Source organism: Achromobacter sp. MUI-25009338 (assembly GCF_057359325.1).
This window is the reverse complement of record NZ_CM170627.1, coordinates 4,760,619-4,776,837: the sequence shown is the minus strand read 5'-3', so window position 1 is coordinate 4,776,837 and position 16,219 is coordinate 4,760,619. Positions and strand designations below refer to the sequence as shown.

General features: G+C 68.8%; 15 protein-coding genes. 4 read left to right on the top strand and 11 right to left on the bottom strand.

From position 1 onward, the window contains the following. Window positions 1-14: 14 nt before the first annotated feature. From kdpC to kdpF, 4 genes are read right to left on the bottom strand one after another with little or no spacing between them, the layout of a single operon-like run. Window positions 15-623, bottom strand: a complete 609-nt coding sequence (kdpC, locus tag AC1IQ6_RS22560; protein WP_102774219.1) for a potassium-transporting ATPase subunit KdpC — start codon at window positions 621-623, stop codon at window positions 15-17. A gap of 27 nt (window positions 624-650) precedes the next feature. Next, window positions 651-2,810 (bottom strand): potassium-transporting ATPase subunit KdpB, encoded by a 2,160-nt coding sequence (gene kdpB, locus AC1IQ6_RS22555; RefSeq protein ID WP_485865334.1) that lies wholly within the window; start codon window positions 2,808-2,810, stop codon window positions 651-653. A gap of 23 nt (window positions 2,811-2,833) precedes the next feature. Next, window positions 2,834-4,525, bottom strand: coding sequence for a potassium-transporting ATPase subunit KdpA (kdpA, locus tag AC1IQ6_RS22550; protein WP_485865333.1), 1,692 nt, complete (start codon window positions 4,523-4,525; stop codon window positions 2,834-2,836). Continuing rightward, complete coding sequence (gene kdpF, locus AC1IQ6_RS22545; protein WP_102774222.1) at window positions 4,525-4,614, bottom strand: K(+)-transporting ATPase subunit F; 90 nt, start codon at window positions 4,612-4,614, stop codon at window positions 4,525-4,527. The genes kdpA and kdpF overlap by 1 nt, the downstream gene beginning before the upstream one ends. Before the next feature lie 576 nt (window positions 4,615-5,190). Here kdpF and AC1IQ6_RS22540 point away from each other — a divergent pair. Together AC1IQ6_RS22540 and AC1IQ6_RS22535 are read left to right on the top strand one after the other, a co-directional pair. Beyond that, window positions 5,191-5,469, top strand: a complete 279-nt coding sequence (locus AC1IQ6_RS22540) for a DUF4212 domain-containing protein (protein WP_102774223.1) — start codon at window positions 5,191-5,193, stop codon at window positions 5,467-5,469. After that, window positions 5,469-7,559: a sodium:solute symporter family protein gene (locus AC1IQ6_RS22535; RefSeq protein WP_102774224.1), complete on the top strand. Its 2,091-nt coding sequence runs from the start codon at window positions 5,469-5,471 to the stop codon at window positions 7,557-7,559. The genes AC1IQ6_RS22540 and AC1IQ6_RS22535 overlap by 1 nt, the downstream gene beginning before the upstream one ends. Here AC1IQ6_RS22535 and AC1IQ6_RS22530 read toward each other — a convergent pair. Genes AC1IQ6_RS22530 through trxB form a run of 5 tightly spaced genes read right to left on the bottom strand, consistent with a single transcriptional unit; the run spans window position 7,556 to window position 11,218 of the window. Further along, window positions 7,556-8,653, bottom strand: a complete 1,098-nt coding sequence (locus tag AC1IQ6_RS22530; RefSeq protein ID WP_485865332.1) for a hypothetical protein — start codon at window positions 8,651-8,653, stop codon at window positions 7,556-7,558. The genes AC1IQ6_RS22535 and AC1IQ6_RS22530 overlap by 4 nt on opposite strands. Further along, complete coding sequence (locus AC1IQ6_RS22525; RefSeq protein WP_485865331.1) at window positions 8,640-9,275, bottom strand: hypothetical protein; 636 nt, start codon at window positions 9,273-9,275, stop codon at window positions 8,640-8,642. Before AC1IQ6_RS22525 ends, AC1IQ6_RS22530 begins: the two co-directional genes overlap by 14 nt. Beyond that, window positions 9,272-9,601 carry a DMT family transporter gene (locus tag AC1IQ6_RS22520; RefSeq protein WP_102774226.1) on the bottom strand — a complete coding sequence of 110 codons (330 nt, stop codon included), beginning with the start codon at window positions 9,599-9,601 and terminating at the stop codon, window positions 9,272-9,274. The genes AC1IQ6_RS22525 and AC1IQ6_RS22520 overlap by 4 nt, the downstream gene beginning before the upstream one ends. Then, window positions 9,598-10,272 carry a Smr/MutS family protein gene (locus AC1IQ6_RS22515; protein WP_111826484.1) on the bottom strand — a complete coding sequence of 225 codons (675 nt, stop codon included), beginning with the start codon at window positions 10,270-10,272 and terminating at the stop codon, window positions 9,598-9,600. The genes AC1IQ6_RS22520 and AC1IQ6_RS22515 overlap by 4 nt, the downstream gene beginning before the upstream one ends. After that, complete coding sequence (gene trxB, locus AC1IQ6_RS22510; RefSeq protein WP_102774228.1) at window positions 10,259-11,218, bottom strand: thioredoxin-disulfide reductase; 960 nt, start codon at window positions 11,216-11,218, stop codon at window positions 10,259-10,261. Before trxB ends, AC1IQ6_RS22515 begins: the two co-directional genes overlap by 14 nt. Window positions 11,219-11,272: 54 nt before the next feature. Here trxB and AC1IQ6_RS22505 point away from each other — a divergent pair, with 54 nt between their 5' ends. Beyond that, window positions 11,273-13,651 carry a DNA translocase FtsK gene (locus AC1IQ6_RS22505; protein WP_102774229.1) on the top strand — a complete coding sequence of 793 codons (2,379 nt, stop codon included), beginning with the start codon at window positions 11,273-11,275 and terminating at the stop codon, window positions 13,649-13,651. Beyond that, the gene (gene lolA, locus AC1IQ6_RS22500) at window positions 13,651-14,274 is read left to right on the top strand and encodes an outer membrane lipoprotein chaperone LolA (RefSeq protein WP_485865330.1); all 624 of its coding nucleotides are present in this window, start codon (window positions 13,651-13,653) and stop codon (window positions 14,272-14,274) included. Before AC1IQ6_RS22505 ends, lolA begins: the two co-directional genes overlap by 1 nt. A 35-nt stretch (window positions 14,275-14,309) precedes the next feature. Here the strand turns inward: lolA and AC1IQ6_RS22495 are convergent, their stop codons facing one another. Together AC1IQ6_RS22495 and AC1IQ6_RS22490 are read right to left on the bottom strand one after the other, a co-directional pair. After that, window positions 14,310-14,726 carry a RidA family protein gene (locus AC1IQ6_RS22495; RefSeq protein ID WP_102774231.1) on the bottom strand — a complete coding sequence of 139 codons (417 nt, stop codon included), beginning with the start codon at window positions 14,724-14,726 and terminating at the stop codon, window positions 14,310-14,312. Between the two features lie 29 nt (window positions 14,727-14,755). Further along, window positions 14,756-16,210, bottom strand: coding sequence for an N-acyl-D-amino-acid deacylase family protein (locus AC1IQ6_RS22490; protein ID WP_485865329.1), 1,455 nt, complete (start codon window positions 16,208-16,210; stop codon window positions 14,756-14,758). Window positions 16,211-16,219 lie beyond the last annotated feature (9 nt).

Sequence of the window (16,219 nt, the reverse complement as noted above, 5' to 3'; positions counted from 1 at the left end):
TATACGCCGCGCCATCAGCGCGCCGGCGCCAGCCGGTCCAGCGCCAGGTTCAGCGTCAGCACGTTGACCGCGGGCTCGCCCAGCACGCCCAGCCAGGGCTTTTCGGTATGCGCCTGGATCAGCGCGTCGACCTGCGCGCGCGGCAGATGGCGGGCGCGCGCCACGCGCGCGGCCTGGTAGGCCGCCGCGGCCGGGCTGATGTGCGGGTCCAGTCCGCTGCCGGACGCGGTGACCAGGTCCACCGGCACGGGCACGGGGTTGTCGGGATCGGCCGCCTTCAAGGCGGCGATGCGCGCCTGGATGGCCTCGGCCAGCGCCGGATTGCGCGGCCCCAGGTTCGAGCCGCCGGAGTTGGCGCCGTTGTATGGCGCGGGCCCGGTGGCCGACGGCCGGCCCCAGAAGTCGCCGGGCGCGCTGAACGATTGGCCGATCAGTTCGGAGCCGACGACGCGGCCGTCCTGCTCGATGAGCGAGCCGGCCGCTTCGCGCGGAAACACGGCGGCGGCGATGCCGGTGGTCAGGAACGGATAGGCCAGGCCGGTCACCAGCGACAGCGCGGCGAAGACGACCAGCGCCGGGCGCAGGATGCCGGCTTGGCGCGGCAGGGTAGCGGAGGATTTCATGATTGGTTCCTTGGAATAAGCCCGGGCCTAGGCCCAGCCCAGCGCGGCCAGCACCATGTCGATCAGCTTGATGCCGGCGAACGGCACCAGCAGCCCGCCCAGGCCGTAGATCAGCAGGTTGCGGCGCAGCAGCGTCGCCGCGCCCAGCGGGCGGTAGCGCACGCCCTTGAGCGCCAGCGGAATCAGCGCCACGATGATCAGCGCATTGAAGATCACGGCCGACAGGATGGCCGAGGCCGGCGTGGCCAGGCCCATCACGTTCAGCACCTGCAGCTGCGGATACACGGCGGCGAAGGCGGCGGGAATGATGGCGAAGTACTTGGCCACGTCGTTGGCCACGCTGAAGGTGGTGAGCGCGCCGCGGGTCATCAGCATCTGCTTGCCGATCTCCACGATCTCGATCAGCTTGGTGGGGTTGGAGTCCAGGTCCACCATGTTGCCGGCCTCCTTGGCCGCCTGGGTGCCCGAATTCATCGCCACCGCCACGTCGGCCTGCGCCAGCGCGGGTGCGTCGTTGGTGCCGTCGCCCGTCATCGCCACCAGCCGGCCTTCGGCCTGGTAGGTGCGGATCAGCTTGAGCTTGGCCTCGGGCGTGGCCTCGGCCAGGAAGTCGTCGACGCCGGCCTCGGCGGCGATGGAAGCCGCCGTGAGCTTGTTGTCGCCGGTGATCATGACGGTCTTGATCCCCATGCGGCGCAGCGCCGCGAAGCGCGACTGGATGCCGGGCTTGACGATGTCCTTCAGTTCGACCACGCCGAGCGCGCGGCTGCCGTCGCTGACCATCAGCGGCGTGCTGCCGCGGCGCGCGACGTCCTCGGCCAGCTGGCGCGCCTGCGCCGGCACCGCCGAGTCCTGCGCCGCCAGCCAGGACTGGACGGCGTCGACCGCGCCCTTGCGGATGCTACGGCCGCCGGCGTCCACGCCGCTCATGCGCGACTGGGCGCTGAAGGGCACGAACTGCGCGCCCGCCATGGGCGCGGCCGGCGCGCGCAGGAGCTTGTCGGCCAGGGCCACGATGCTGCGGCCCTCGGGCGTTTCGTCGGCCAGCGAGGCCAGGCGCGCGGCGTCGGCCAGTTCGCGTTCGGACACGCCGGGCGCGGGCAGGAAGGCCGAGGCCTGGCGGTTGCCGAAGGTGATGGTGCCGGTCTTGTCCAGCAGCAGCACGTCCACGTCTCCGGCGGCCTCGACCGCGCGTCCCGAGGTGGCGATGACGTTGGCGCCCATCATGCGGCTCATGCCGGCCACGCCGATGGCCGACAGCAGCCCGCCGATGGTGGTGGGGATCAGGCAGACCAGCAGCGCCACCAGCACGGTCACGGTGACCGCGGCGCCCGCGCCGGCGGCGTCGACCGCGTAGATCGAGAACGGCAGCAGGGTCGCCACCACCAGCAGGAACACCACCGTCAGGCCGACCAGCAGGATGGTGAGCGCCAGTTCGTTGGGCGTCTTCTGGCGCTTGGCGCCTTCGACCATGCCTATCATGCGGTCCAGGAAGCTCTCGCCCGGGTCGGCCTCGATGCGCACGAAGATCCAGTCAGACAGCACCCGCGTGCCGCCGGTGACCGAGGAGAAGTCGCCGCCGGACTCGCGGATCACCGGCGCGGATTCGCCGGTGATGGCGCTTTCGTCCACCGAGGCGACGCCGGCCAGCACCTGGCCGTCGCCGGGTATGGTCTCGCCCGCTTCGACCAGCACCACGTCGCCGCGGCGCAGCAGGCCGGACGGCTGGCTGACCGCCAGGCCGCGCCATTCGGCCGGCTGCGCGTGGCGCGCGTCGGCCTCGCGCCAGCCCTTGAGCAGGCGGGCGTTCACGGTGGTGCGCAGGCCGCGCAAGGCGGCGGCCTGCTGCTTGCCGCGGCCTTCGGCCAGGGCCTCGGCGAAATTGGCGAACAGCACGGTGAACCACAGCCACGCGGCGATCGCCAGGATGAAGCCGGCGGGCGCGTCGGCCATGCCGCGCAGGGCCATGACCCACAGCACGGTCGTCAGGATGCTGCCCGCGTAGACCACGAACATCACGGGGTTCTTCAACTGCGCCGCCGGCGATAGCTTGCGCAGGCTTTCCAGCAGGGCGGGGGCGACCAGCGCGCCCGACCACAGTCCGAAGCCGCGTTCCTGCGGGGCGGCGGCAGGGACGTGGGCGGCGCCGCCCGCGGCGCCGAAGGCGGAGGTTTCAATCTTGGCCATTTTCATATTCCAGTTATGCGGCGCTACCGCATCAAGTGTTCGGCGACCGGCCCCAAGGCCAGCGCGGGCACGTAGGTCAGCGCGCCCACCATCAGCACCGCGCCGATCAGCAGGGTCACGAACAGCGGACCGGTCGTGGGCATGCTGGCCGGACCGGCGGGCAGGCGGCGCTTGGCGGCCAGCGAGCCGGCCAGCGCCAGCACCGCGACGATGATGGCGAAGCGGCCGAACCACATGGCCGCGCCGAGCAGGACGTTGTAGAAGGGCGTGTTGGCCGACAGGCCGGCGAAGGCGCTGCCGTTGTTGTTCGCCGCCGAGCTGAGGGCATAGAGGATTTCCGAAAAACCGTGGATGCCCGGGTTCAGCACGCCGGCCTGGCCGGCGGCGACGGACACGGCCAGCGCCGTGCCGCCCAGCACCAGCAGCGGCGTGGCCAAGATGACGATGGACACCATCTTCATGTCGTGGGCCTCGATCTTCTTGCCCAGGTATTCGGGACTGCGGCCTATCATCAGCCCGGCGATGAACACGGCCAGGATGGCGCAGGCCAGCATGCCGTACAGGCCCGAACCCACGCCGCCGAAGACCACCTCGCCCAGCTGCATCAGCAGCATCGGCGTGAGCCCGCCCATCGCGGTGAACGAATCGTGCATGCCGTTGACCGCGCCGCAGGAGGCCGCCGTGGTGACGGTGGCAAACAGCGAGGTCACGGCGATGCCGAAGCGGGTTTCCTTGCCTTCCATGTTGCCGCCGGACACCGAGGCGCCGGCCTGCGCGGCCATGGGATTGGGCTGCTGCTCGAAGTAGCCGGCCGACAGCGCGAACGCGCCGAACAGCAGCGTCATGGCCGCCAGGATCGCGATGCCCTGGCGCCGGCTGCCCACCATCTCGCCGAACGAGAAGCACAGCGCCGCCGGGATCGCCAGAATGGCCAGCATCTCCAGGAAGTTCGCCAGCGCCGTGGGGTTTTCGTACGGATGCGAGGAGTTGGCGTTGAAGAAGCCGCCGCCGTTGGTGCCCAGCAGCTTGATCGATTCCTGCGAGGCCACCGGGCCCATGGCCAGCGTCTGGGTCTGGCCGGCCAGGGTCTGGACTTCCTGGTAGGCGCTGAAGTTCTGGATCACGCCCTGGCTGACCAGCGCCAGCGCCAGCACCAGCGACAGCGGCAGCAGCACGTACAGCGTGCAACGCACCATGTCGGCCCAGAAATTGCCCACCGTAGTGGAGCAATGGCGCGCCAGGCCGCGCACCAAAGCGAACAGCACGGCGATGCCGGTCGCGGCCGAGACGAAGTTCTGCACCGTCAGCGCCAGCATCTGGGTCAGGTAGCTCATGGTGGACTCGCCGCCGTAGCCCTGCCAGTTGGTGTTGGTGACGAAGCTGATGGCGGTGTTCAGCGCCGAGTCCGGCGCCACCGCGCCCAGGCCGGCGGGGTTCAGGGGCAGCACGCCCTGCAGGCGCTGCAGGGCGTAGACCGCCGCGATTCCCACGATGTTGAAGGCCAGCACGGCCAGGGCGTAGCGCTGCCAGCCCATTTCGGCCTGGGGGTCTATGCCGGCCAGCCGGTAAATGCCGCGTTCCAGCGGGCGGCCCCAGGCCGTCAGCCGGGACTGCGGGTTTTCCATGGCCGCGCGGATATACCGCCCCAGAAACGGCGCGACGGCCAGCAGGACCGCCAGGTAGGCGGCGAGCAATCCGATGAATTCGGCGGACATCAGAATTTCTCCGGTTTGAACAGCGCCACCAGCAGGTAGACGAACAACAGGGCGGCGGTCACGCCGCTCAGCCAATAAAGCGCGTTCATGCCCGTGCTCCCGAAGACAGGGCCAGGCAGAAGCGCAGCAGGGCGTAGGTCAGCCCCGCCAGCACGGCGAAAATGGCGATATAGAAGGCATCCACGTTTTTCTCCCGAAAGCGGACGGCCCGCGCGCCGGCAGGCGCGGCCAGGGCCGATCAGGACACCGGCAGGTTACGCAGCGGGGGGTAAAAACGGGGTATAGGTTTGGCGGGGCGGGATAAATGAAACGTAAAAACGAAAAATCCCAATATTTAGGATGTTTCGATCGAAATGCACTTATATGGTGCAGCGAATATGTAAATGAATGCTCCTTCTTAGGGCATTCCCCTAGTGTGACAATCCCGCTACTGGTGCAGAATCTCATCCCATGCAGGTGAGGAGACAAAGCCCTGCATGGGCAAATACCGGCGGCACCGGTACATAAAAAAAGTAAGCAGTACCCAGAAAAAAAGCAAAACGCACAACGGCTGGCACCTGGTAGTGCCAGCCGTTGTCGCATAAAAAGCCGGCATTGCTTCCGCAGGGGGCTTTTCAAGCGCCGCGTTTTCGCGACATTCAGGCGGAGCCCCGCTCACCCTAGTTATGCCGGAATCGCGTCATTCACACCCTGATCCCGCACCGACTCCCTATTGGCGCCGCAACCTGCGGCTGATTCTGCTGCTGCTCGCCATCTGGGCGGCGCTGACCTTCGTTCCCTCGTATTTCGCCCGCAGCCTGAGCTTCGGCTTCCTGGACTGGCCCTTCGCGTTCTGGATGGCCGCCTACGGCGCGCCGCTGGCCTATCTGGTCATCATCGCCGTCTACGCCCGGACTATGAATCGCGCCGATGAACGCGCCGACGAGGCCGGGGAGGAGCGCTGATGCCGTTTTTCAGCGGCGACACGCCCCAGCAGTTCCGCCTGCGCCTGCGGCGTATCTACGTGCTGTACACCGCCGGCTTCGCGCTGATGATCCTGCTGATGGCGCTGGCCGAGATCCTGGGCATGCCGCGCAACTGGATCGGCTACGTGTTCCTGCTGGTGACGGTCAGCCTGTACGCGGGCATCGGCATCGTCTGCCGCACCTCCGACCAGGTGGAGTACTACGTGGCCGGGCGCCGCGTGCCCGCCATCTACAACGGCATGGCCACCGCGGCCGACTGGATGTCGGTGGCTTCCTTCATCGGCGTGGCCGGCACGCTGTACCTGACCGGCTACGGCGGGCTGGCCTACATCATGGGCTGGACCGGCGGCTACGTGCTGGTGGCGATGCTGCTGGCGCCCTATCTGAGGCGCTTCGGCCAGTACACGATTCCCGACTTCATGGGCGCGCGCTACGGCGGCAACATGCCGCGCATGGCCGGCGTGGCCTGCGCGATCCTGTGCTCCTTCACCTATCTCGTGGCGCAGATCTACGGCGTGGGCATCATCACCACGCGCATGACCGGCATATCGTTCGAGCTGGGCATTTTCGTGGCGCTGGGCGGGATGCTGGTGTGCTCCTTCCTGGGCGGCATGCGCGCGGTGACCTGGACGCAGGTGGGCCAGTACATCATCCTGGTCATCGCCTACCTGGTGCCGGTGATATGGCTGTCGGTCAAGCACACCCACATGCCGGTGCCGCAGCTGTCGGCCGGCGCGGTGCTGCAGCAGGTCACCGAGAAAGAGGTGTACCTGCAGAACGACCCCTCGGAGATCGAAGTGCGGCGCCTGTGGCAGCAGCATGCCGACGACATGGCGCGGCGCGTGGCGGCCCTGCCGGAATCCTGGACCCTGGAAAAGGACAAGCTGCGCAGCCGGCTGGCCCAGCTGAACGCGAGCGAGGCGCCGATGGTCGAGATCCGTTCGGCCGAGCGCGAACTGGCCAGCTACCCGGCCAGCGTGGAAGAGGCGCGCACGGTGTGGTCGCAGGCGCGCGCCACGTTCGAGGCGCGCGCCGCGCCGCCCACCCCGCATGCCGAGCCTTTTCCGGCCAAGGACGCCGAAGAGCGGCGCAATATGCGCGTGAATTTCCTGGCGCTGGTGCTGTGCCTGATGCTGGGCACCGCCGGCATGCCGCATATCCTGATGCGCTCGTACACCACGCCCTCCATCATCGAGGCGCGCCGTTCGGTGTGCTGGTCGCTGCTGTTCATCCTGCTGCTGTATTTCATGGCGCCGGCGCTGGCGCTGCTGGTGAAGTACGAGGTCTATACCCAGGTGGTGGGCTCCAGCTTCCTCAGCCTGCCCAACTGGGTGCACGCCTGGAGCGCGGTCGACAGCAACCTGCTGGACGTCACCGACCTCAACCGCGACGGTATCGTGCAGCTGAGCGAGATCAGCATGGGGGCGGACGTGGTTGTGCTGGCCATGCCGGAGATCGGCGGGCTGCCCTATGTGATCTCGGGCCTGGTGGCGGCGGGCGGGCTGGCCGCCGCGCTGTCCACGGCCGACGGGCTGCTGCTGACCCTGTCCAACTCGCTGTCGCACGACATGTGGTATCGGATGGTGTCGCCGCGCATGTCGGCCGCGCGCCGGGTGATGGTGTCCAAGATCCTGCTGCTGCTGGTGGCGTTCGGCGCGGCCTGGGTGGCGGCGCGCAAGCCGGCGGACATTCTCTTCATGGTGTCGGCGGCGTTCTCGTTCGCCGCCTCCTCGTTCTTCCCGGCCCTGGTGATGGGCGTGTTCTGGCGGCGCGCCAACAAATGGGGGGCGACGTTCGGCATGGCGGCGGGGCTGGCGGCGACTTTCGCCTATATGACGCACACGCATCCGTGGCTGCGCGAATGGGTGCTGGGCGTGTCGCGCACGCAGCCGGTGGACCTGTGGTGGGGCATCCAGCCGATCGCCGCCGGCGTCTTCGGCGCGCCGGTGGCGTTCCTGACGATCATCGTGGTGTCCCTGCTGACGCCGGCGCCGGACAGGGCCACGCTGGCGCTGGTGGACTACCTGCGCAGCCCGGGCGCGGCCCGGCCGCAGAGCGAGAATCCCTAGCAGGCGCCGGGGTCGGGATTGCGCGGGTCGGCGCAGGCCGCCCACGCCCGTTGCGGCATGGCGGGCAGCAGCGCGTAGATCTGGCCCGGCGCCCACAGCCAGTGCACCAGGCCGGGCGACTGCCGGATTGCATCCCAGATGCGCCGGCCCTGGGCGGATGACAGCGTGAAGCGGCCGTCGCCGCCGCTGGTGCCGCTGGCGAGCACGGCGGCGGGATCGCTGGCGGCCGCGTACAGGCTGGCGTCGTCCGCGTCGCGCGTCTGCACGATGGACCAGGCGTAGCCATACGAATCCAGTGCGGGCGGCGTCCAGTCGGGGCCCGGCACGATGAGCGCGGGATTGGCCGTTTCCATGGCCCGGTACGGCAGGGCGCCGTCCTGCCGCAGATAGCGCCGGGCGGGCCGGCCCTGCTCGTCGTATACCACCACTTCCTGCGGCTGGTCGCGGCCTTCCGGATAAAGCAGGGTGCGCAGCAGACGGCCCGCCGCGTCGTGCACATAGCGGGCCTGGGGCCGCGGAGCACCGTTGCACGAGCCCTTGCCCAGTTCGGCCAGCCAGCCGTGCTCGTCGTAGCGCAGGCAGTGGCGTTCGGACTGGCTGCGGCTGCCGTCCCAGGCGCGCCAGCGCTGTTCGTAGCCGCTCAGGCGGCTGGTTTCGTCGTAGTAATAGCGGATTTCCTGGTCGGGCGCAGGCAGGCTGGCGGCGGGCGAGGCGAGCGCTTCTTCCACGGTGCGCGGGTTGTACAGGGCGATGCCGCACAGATGCCTGGCGCCGTCGGCGCCGCGTTCGTAGCGCAGCAGCGTGGTCGCGATGCGCGCGCCGGGTTCGGCGGCATAGACCGACCAGTCCACCCGTTCGGCCCAGATGTAGGGGACGGCGCGCGCGCCGGTTTCCACGCCCGCCGGGGGCTGCCAGGTCTTGATCCGCGAGCCGTCCAGGCCGAGGAGTGTATTGGTTTCGTCGAGCCGGACGTCGGCCGCCAGCGTCTCTTTATGGCCGGACGCGGCCAGCGGCGTGCACAGGGCATGGGCCAGCCCCGGGGCCAGCAGCAGCGCCGTCAAGGCGGCCAGGGCGGTTCGGTCAGAGCGCGGCATTGTGCAGATGGACGATGAGGCCCCAGAGTTCGCTGCTGACGCCGCCCAGGCGCAGCGTCCCGTCGCGCGATTCCATCAGCAGGAAGGGATAGGCCTTGCGTTCCAGCGTGCCGGCCGGCGGCAGCCGGTAAGGGGTGAAATTCTCGGGCGATTTCAGGTAAGTGTTGGCCATGTCGCCCGCGTCCACGTGCATGTACCAGACCGTCAGCTCGGGGCCTTTCAGGGCGGGGTCGGTTTTGGGATAGACGCCGCCCTGGCCGGCGGGGATGGCGTTTTGCAGCACGCCCATGAAGACCCGGCGCGGGCCGTAGCGGGCAACGTACGTGCCGTCGTCGCCGCGCTGCGTGAAAGTGCCCCGGATGAACGCCGCCGCGCGCGACCCCGGCACCACGGTGCGTGCGAACAGCGCGTCCAGCTGCGCGTCGCTGAGCGGCCGGCGGGCGGCCGACAGCCGCTCGATGTCCTGCGTGAAAGCCTGGAACCAGGCCCGGTAGCGCTTCAATTCAGCCGCCCGGTTGAACTCCTGCGCCAGAGCCGCGCGCGAAAGCAGGCCGCCCAGCCAGCCCAGGCAGAATCCGGCCGCCAGCAGCCGGCGCCGGGCCGTGTGCGCGGAGGCGTTCAATGCGCGACGGATTTGGAGAACACGTTCATCACCACCACGCCGGCGATGATGAGCCCGATGCCGATCAGGGCCGGCGCGTCCAGGTGCTGCTTGAACAGCACCGCGCCGGCGATGGAGATCAGCACGATGCCCACGCCGGACCAGATGGCGTAGGCGATGCCCACCGGGATCACGCGCAGCGTGAGCGACAGGAAATAGAACGAGATCAGGTAGCCGACCACGGTGACGATGGAGGGCGTCAGCCGGGTCAGTCCGTCGGACGCCTTGAGCGCGCTGGTCGCGAAGATTTCCGCGATGATGGCCACGGCCAGGTACAGCCACTTCATTTGCGGGCTCCTTCGGATTGGCGCAGCAGCACCAGCAGCGCGCCGGCGCCGCCTTCGCGTTCGGGCGCTTCGGAAAACGCCATGACTTCGGCCTTCTGCACCAGCCAGGTGCGCGCCTTGTCCTTGAGCACCGGCTCCAGCCCCTGCGAGCCGTAGCCCTTGCCGTGCACCACGCGCACGCAGCGGATGCCGTGTTCCAGGCATTCGTCCAGGAACGAGAGCAGGGCGTGGCGGGCCTGTTCCACGCGCAGGCCGTGCAGGTCCAGTTCGGCGCCCGCGCGCCATTGGCCGCGGCGCAGGTTGCGCGCGGTGTCGGGGGCGGCGTCGCCGCGCACGAAGGCGGTGCCGCCTTCGGACAGCAGGTGGGTGATTTCGCCGCCGTCGGAGACCCCGGCGTCGGCGCGCGCGGGCGTCTCGCCCAGCGCGTTGGCGCGGCGCAATGCCGGGGCGGGCTGCGCCGGCGGCTTGTGCGCCACGCGCGCGGATTGCGACGGCTTGAGCGGCGTGACCGACTTGAGCGTGCGCCGGAACGCGGCCAGGTCGTCCTCGGGCGCGGCTTCGGCCTTGGCCGGCGCCGCGCGCGGCGGGGCCAGGGCGGCGCGCTCGCGTTCTTCCTGGAGGTCTTTCTTCAGGCGCTTGAGGTCGGCCAGGCCGACCTTACTGCCCCGCATTCTCCAGCCACCGCTGTGCGTCCAGGGCCGCCATGCAGCCGGTGCCGGCGCTGGTGATGGCCTGGCGGTAGACGTGGTCCTGCACGTCGCCGGCGGCGAACACGCCCGGCACCGAGGTCATCGTGGCCATGCCGGACAGGCCGCTCTTGGTGACGATGTAGCCGTCCTTCATTTCGAGCTGGCCCTGGAAGATCTCGGTATTGGGCTGGTGGCCGATGGCGATGAACGCGCCGGTGGCCGCCATGTCCTCGGTGGCGCCGGTCTCGACGTGGCGCACGCGCACGCCGGTGACGCCGCCGTCGTCGCCCAGCACTTCTTCCAGCGTATGGAACAGCTTCAGTTCCATATTGCCGTTCTCGACCTTGCTCATGAGCTTGTCGACCAGGATGGGCTCGGCGCGGAACTTGTCGCGGCGGTGGATCAGGGTGACCTTGCGGCAGATGTTGGACAGGTACAGCGCCTCTTCGACGGCGGTGTTGCCGCCGCCCACCACGACCACGTCCTGGTTGCGGTAGAAAAAGCCGTCGCAGGTGGCGCAGCCCGACACGCCGCGGCCCATGAAGGCCTGCTCGGAAGGCAGGCCCAGGTACTTGGCCGACGCGCCGGTGGCGATGATGAGGGCGTCGCAGGTGTAGACCTTGCCGGTGTCGCCCGTCAGGGTGAAGGGACGCTTGGAGAGATCGACCTTGGCGATGTGGTCGAACAGCATCTCGGTGTTGAAGCGCTCGGCGTGCTTCTGGAAGCGCTGCATCAGGTCCGGACCCTGCACGCCGTCGGCGTCCGCCGGCCAGTTGTCCACATCCGTGGTGGTCATGAGCTGGCCGCCTTGGGCCAGGCCTGTAACAAGTACCGGGTTCAGGTTGGCGCGTGCCGCATAGACGGCCGCCGTGTAACCGGCGGGGCCGGAACCGAGTATCAAAACTTTAGCGTGCGTGGCAGTGGACATGGGCGGGATCTTTAGCAGGTATCTTTAGGTTGACGCCCAATTATAATGAGCCGCATGCCGCGTATCTCGACTGCTTCTCCGCGCGCTTCGCGCAATACCCGTAACGGGCCTTCGCCCCTGCAGACGCGTCTGTCCGCGTTGCTGCGCGAAGCCCGATGGATTCTGTTCGCCGCCCTGGCGGCCTGGCTCACCCTGGTGCTCGCCACCTGGAGTCCGTCCGATCCTGGCTGGTCGCATTCCGTCCCCGCCGGCGCCATCCACAACCGTGGCGGCACGCTGGGCGCCTATCTGGCCGACATCCTGCTTTATCTGTTCGGTTTTTCCGCCTGGTGGTGGGTGGTGTTGCTGCTGCACCGCGTGCGCGCGGGCTACCGCCGCCTGGCCAGCCATCTCAAGGTAACGAACGGTAAGCAGCCGGAAGTGCTGCCCCGCGTCCACTGGGAAGAGGGCATCGGATTCTTCCTGCTGCTGGTCGGCTCGCTGGGCATGGAGGCCCTGCGCCTGGCCAGCCACGGCACGCGCCTGCCGGGGGCGTCCGAAAACGCCAGCGGCGCCGGCGGCGTCATCGGCCAGACCCTGGCCGACCTGATCGGCCGCAGCATCGGCTTCACCGGCAGCACGCTGGCCTTCCTGGTCATGCTGGCGATCGGCCTGAGCCTGTTCTTCTCGTTCTCGTGGCTGTCGGTCGCCGAGCGCGTGGGTTCCTGGCTGGAAGGCCTGCTGCGCCGCGTGCGCGATTCCTACACCGCGCGCCAGGACCGCAAGGTCGGCGAGGTCGCCAAGGCCGTGCGCACCGAGCAGGTGGTGGCCAAGCAGGAAAAACTGGTCCACGAGCAGCCGGTGCGCATCGAGCCCGCCATCACCGTGGTGCCCAAGTCCGAACGGGTCGAAAAGGAAAAGCAGCAGTCGCTGTTCTTCGCCCCGTCGGGCGGCGCCGAGGGCGACCTGCCGGCCATCAGCCTGCTGGACCCGCCGCTGGCCAACCAGGAAACCGTGTCGGCCGAAACCATCGAATTCACCTCGCGCCTGATCGAAAAGAAGCTGGCCGACTTCGGCGTGTCCGTCACGGTGGTGGCGGCGCAGGCCGGCCCGGTCATCACGCGCTACGAAATCGAACCGGCCACCGGCGTCAAGGGCAGCCAGATCGTCAACCTGGCCAAGGACCTGGCGCGCGCGCTGAGCCTGGTCAGCATCCGCGTGGTGGAAACCATCCCCGGCAAGAACCTGATGGGCCTGGAACTGCCGAACCCGCGCCGCCAGATGGTGCGCCTGTCCGAGATCCTGGGGTCGCAGACCTACCACGCCAGCCATTCCGTCGTGACGATGGCGCTGGGCAAGGACATCGCCGGCAACCCGGTGGTGGCCGACCTGGCCAAGATGCCGCACCTGCTGGTGGCGGGCACCACCGGTTCGGGCAAGTCGGTGGGGATCAACGCCATGATCCTGTCGTTGCTGTACAAGGCCGACGCCTCCCACACCCGGCTGATCCTGATCGACCCGAAGATGCTCGAAATGAGCGTCTACGAAGGCATCCCGCACCTGCTGGCGCCGGTGGTCACCGACATGCGCCAGGCGTCGAACGCGCTGAACTGGTGCGTGGGCGAGATGGAAAAGCGCTACCGCCTGATGAGCAAGATGGGCGTGCGCAACCTGGCGGGCTACAACACCAAGATCCGTGAAGCCATCAAGCGCGAGGAACCGATCCCGAATCCGTTCTCGCTGACGCCGGACGCGCCCGAGCCGCTGTCGCCGCTGCCCACCATCGTGGTGGTCATCGACGAGCTGGCCGACCTGATGATGGTCGTGGGCAAGAAAATCGAAGAGCTGATCGCGCGCCTGGCGCAGAAGGCGCGCGCGGCCGGCATCCACCTGATCCTGGCCACCCAGCGCCCCAGCGTGGACGTCATCACCGGCCTGATCAAGGCCAACATTCCCACGCGCATCGCCTTTCAGGTCTCGTCCAAGATCGACTCGCGCACCATTCTCGACCAGATGGGTGCCGAAACCCTGCTGGGCCAGGGCGACATGCTCTACATGCCGCCGGGCACCGGCCTGCCGGTGCGGGTGCACGGCGCCTTCGTGAACGACGATGAAGTCCACCGCGTGGTCGAAAGCCTGAAGTCGCAGGGCGAGCCCAACTACATCGAAGGCCTGCTCGAAGGCGGCCTGGACGGCGACGGCGAAGGCGCCAGCAGCGTCACCGGCATTGGCGGCGACGCCGAATCCGATCCGATGTACGACCAGGCCTGCGAAGTGGTGCTCAAGCACCGCCGCGCCTCGATCTCGCTGGTGCAGCGCCACCTGCGGATTGGTTACAACCGTGCGGCGCGGTTACTGGAGCAGATGGAGCAATCGGGTATGGTGTCGGCGATGCAATCCAACGGCAATCGCGAGATCCTGGTTCCCGCGGCGGCCGCCCGTGAGGAAGCCTGATGAAGACGTTACGCCGACTGGCCGCCGTGGCGGCCCTGACCCTGGCGCCCGCCGTGGCGCTGGCCGCCAGCGCGCAGGAACAGCTGCGCGCCTTCGTGGCCACGGTCTCGTCCGCCACCGGTTCGTTCTCGCAATACACCGTGAACAACCAGGGCCGCACGCAGCCGGCCCAGACCGGCGTGTTCTCGTTCCAGCGCCCCGGCAAGTTCAAGTGGGCCGTGCAAAAGCCCTATGAGCAGCTGGTGGTGTCCGACGGCCGCAAGGTGTCGCAGTTCGATCCCGACCTGGCCCAGGTGACCGAGCGCAAGGTCGACGCCGCCATCGGCACCTCGCCGGCGGCCATCCTGTTCGGCTCGGGCTCGCTCGAACAGTCGTTCGACGTCTCGGCGCTGCCGTCCAAGGACGGCGTCGACTGGCTGCGCGCCAAGCCGCGCACCGCGGACGCGGGGTTCTCGCGCGTGGATATCGGCATGAAGAACAACCTGCCGGTGCGCGTCGAACTGCTGGATTCCTTCGGCCAGACCACGCGCGTGGACCTGTCCAACATTTCCGCCAATCCCCAGCTTTCCGCCAAGGAATTCGAATTCGTCGCCCCGAAGGGTGTCGATGTCGTGAAGATGTGAGCGGCGCGCGGCGCCCCACGACCCACGACCTTTCGTCAGCCGGCGCGCTTGTACGCCACGCAATCCACCTCGACCTTGGCGTCGACTACCAGCGACGACTGCACGCAGGCGCGGGCCGGCGGATGGTCGCCGAAGTACTCCCTGAACACCTTGTTGAACGAGGCGAAGTCGCGCGCGTCGTCCAGCCATACGCCGCAGCGCACCACGTGCTCGCGCCCGTAGCCCGCTTCGTGCAGGATGCCCAGCACCTGTTCGATGGCCTTGCGGCTCTGGGCGACGATGCCGCCTTCGATGACTTCGCCGTGCTCCATCGGCACCTGGCCGGACACGTACAGCCAGCCGTCGGCCTCGACCGCGCGGGCGAACGGCATGTGCGAGCCGCCCTGGCCGGTGCCGCCGGCGACTCCGTAGCGCTTGATGCCGTTGTCGTCGGCGGTGGAAGCGTTGCTCATGGCTTTCTCCTTGGAATGATGATGCGCGGTTAAACGAAATTCCTGCGCAGGTCGCCGTTGCGCGGCAGCCAGCGGCCGGCGCGCTCGCCGGTGGGCTGGCCGTGGCGGTACGACAGCGCGCCGTTGACCCACACCGCCTCGATGCCGGCGGCGGTCTGCACCGGAGCGTCGAAGGTGGCGCGGTCGATGACCGTGGCCGGATCGAACAGCACCAGATCGGCATGATAGCCCTCGCGCAGCAGGCCGCGTTCGGCCAGGCCGAAGCGCGCCGCCGACAGGCCGGTCATCTTGTGCACCGCCTCGGCCAGCGGAAACAGGCCCACGTCGCGGCTGTAGTGGCCCAGCACGCGCGGAAACGCGCCCCACAGCCGCGGGTGCGGCATGGGATCGTTGGGCAGGCCGTCCGATCCCACCATGGTGAGCCGGTGCGACAGCACGCGGCGCACGTCGTCCTCGTGCATGTTGTGGTAGACGGCGCCGGCCGGCTGCAGCCGCGCGGCCGCCTCCAGCAGGCTCACGCCCCAGTCGGCGGCGATGGCGGCCAGCTTGCGGCGGGCCTGCTCGGGATGCGGCACGGACCAGGTGATGTCGATGTCGAACTCGTCGGTGACCTGCTTCAGATCCAGCGTGGACGAGCTGGCCGAATAGGGATAGCAGTCGCAGCCCACGTGCTGCAGCCGTCCCGCGTTCTCCAGCGAGGACAGCACTTCGCGCGTGCGGCCCCAGTTGCCGGCGCCGGCGCATTTCAGGTGCGACACCACCACCGGCACGCGCGCATGGCGCGCGATGTCGTAGGCCTCCTGCATGGCTTCCAGGATGGTGGCGAATTCCGAGCGCAGGTGGGTGGTGTAGAGCGCGCCGAATTCGTCCAGCGCCTCGGCCAGCAGCTTGACTTCGTCGGTGTCGGCCTCGAAGGCGGAAGCGTAGGCCAGGCCGGTGCTCAGGCCGATGGCGCCGTGGGCCAGCGCCTCGCGCAATTGCGCGCGCATCGCCAGGATTTCGGCATGCGTGGCGGGCCGGTCGAGCCGGTCCATGTGGTTGCTGCGCAGGGCGGTATGGCCCACCAGCGCCGCCACGTTGACGGCGGGGCCGGCGGCCTCGATGGCGCGGGTGTAGTCGGCGAAGCTGGGGTAGCTGAAGTCTTCGCGCCCGCCCAGCAGGTTCATCGGGTCCGGCGGTTCGCCGCGCAGGGTCACGGGCGAGGCGCTGATGCCGCAGTTGCCCACCACCACGGTGGTCACGCCCTGCGACAGCTTGGGCAGCATGCCGGGCGTGCGGATGACGTTGGTGTCGTCGTGCGTGTGCACGTCGATGAAGCCGGGCGCCAGCGCCAGGCCGGCGCCGTCGATGCGCTGGCGCGCCTGCGCGCCGGGCAAGTCGCCGATGGCGGCGATGCGTCCGCCGTCCAGGGCCACGCTGGCCCGGTAGGCGGCGCCGCCGGTGCCGTCCAGGACCTGCACATTGCCGATGAGGGTGTCGTACATCTCGTGTTT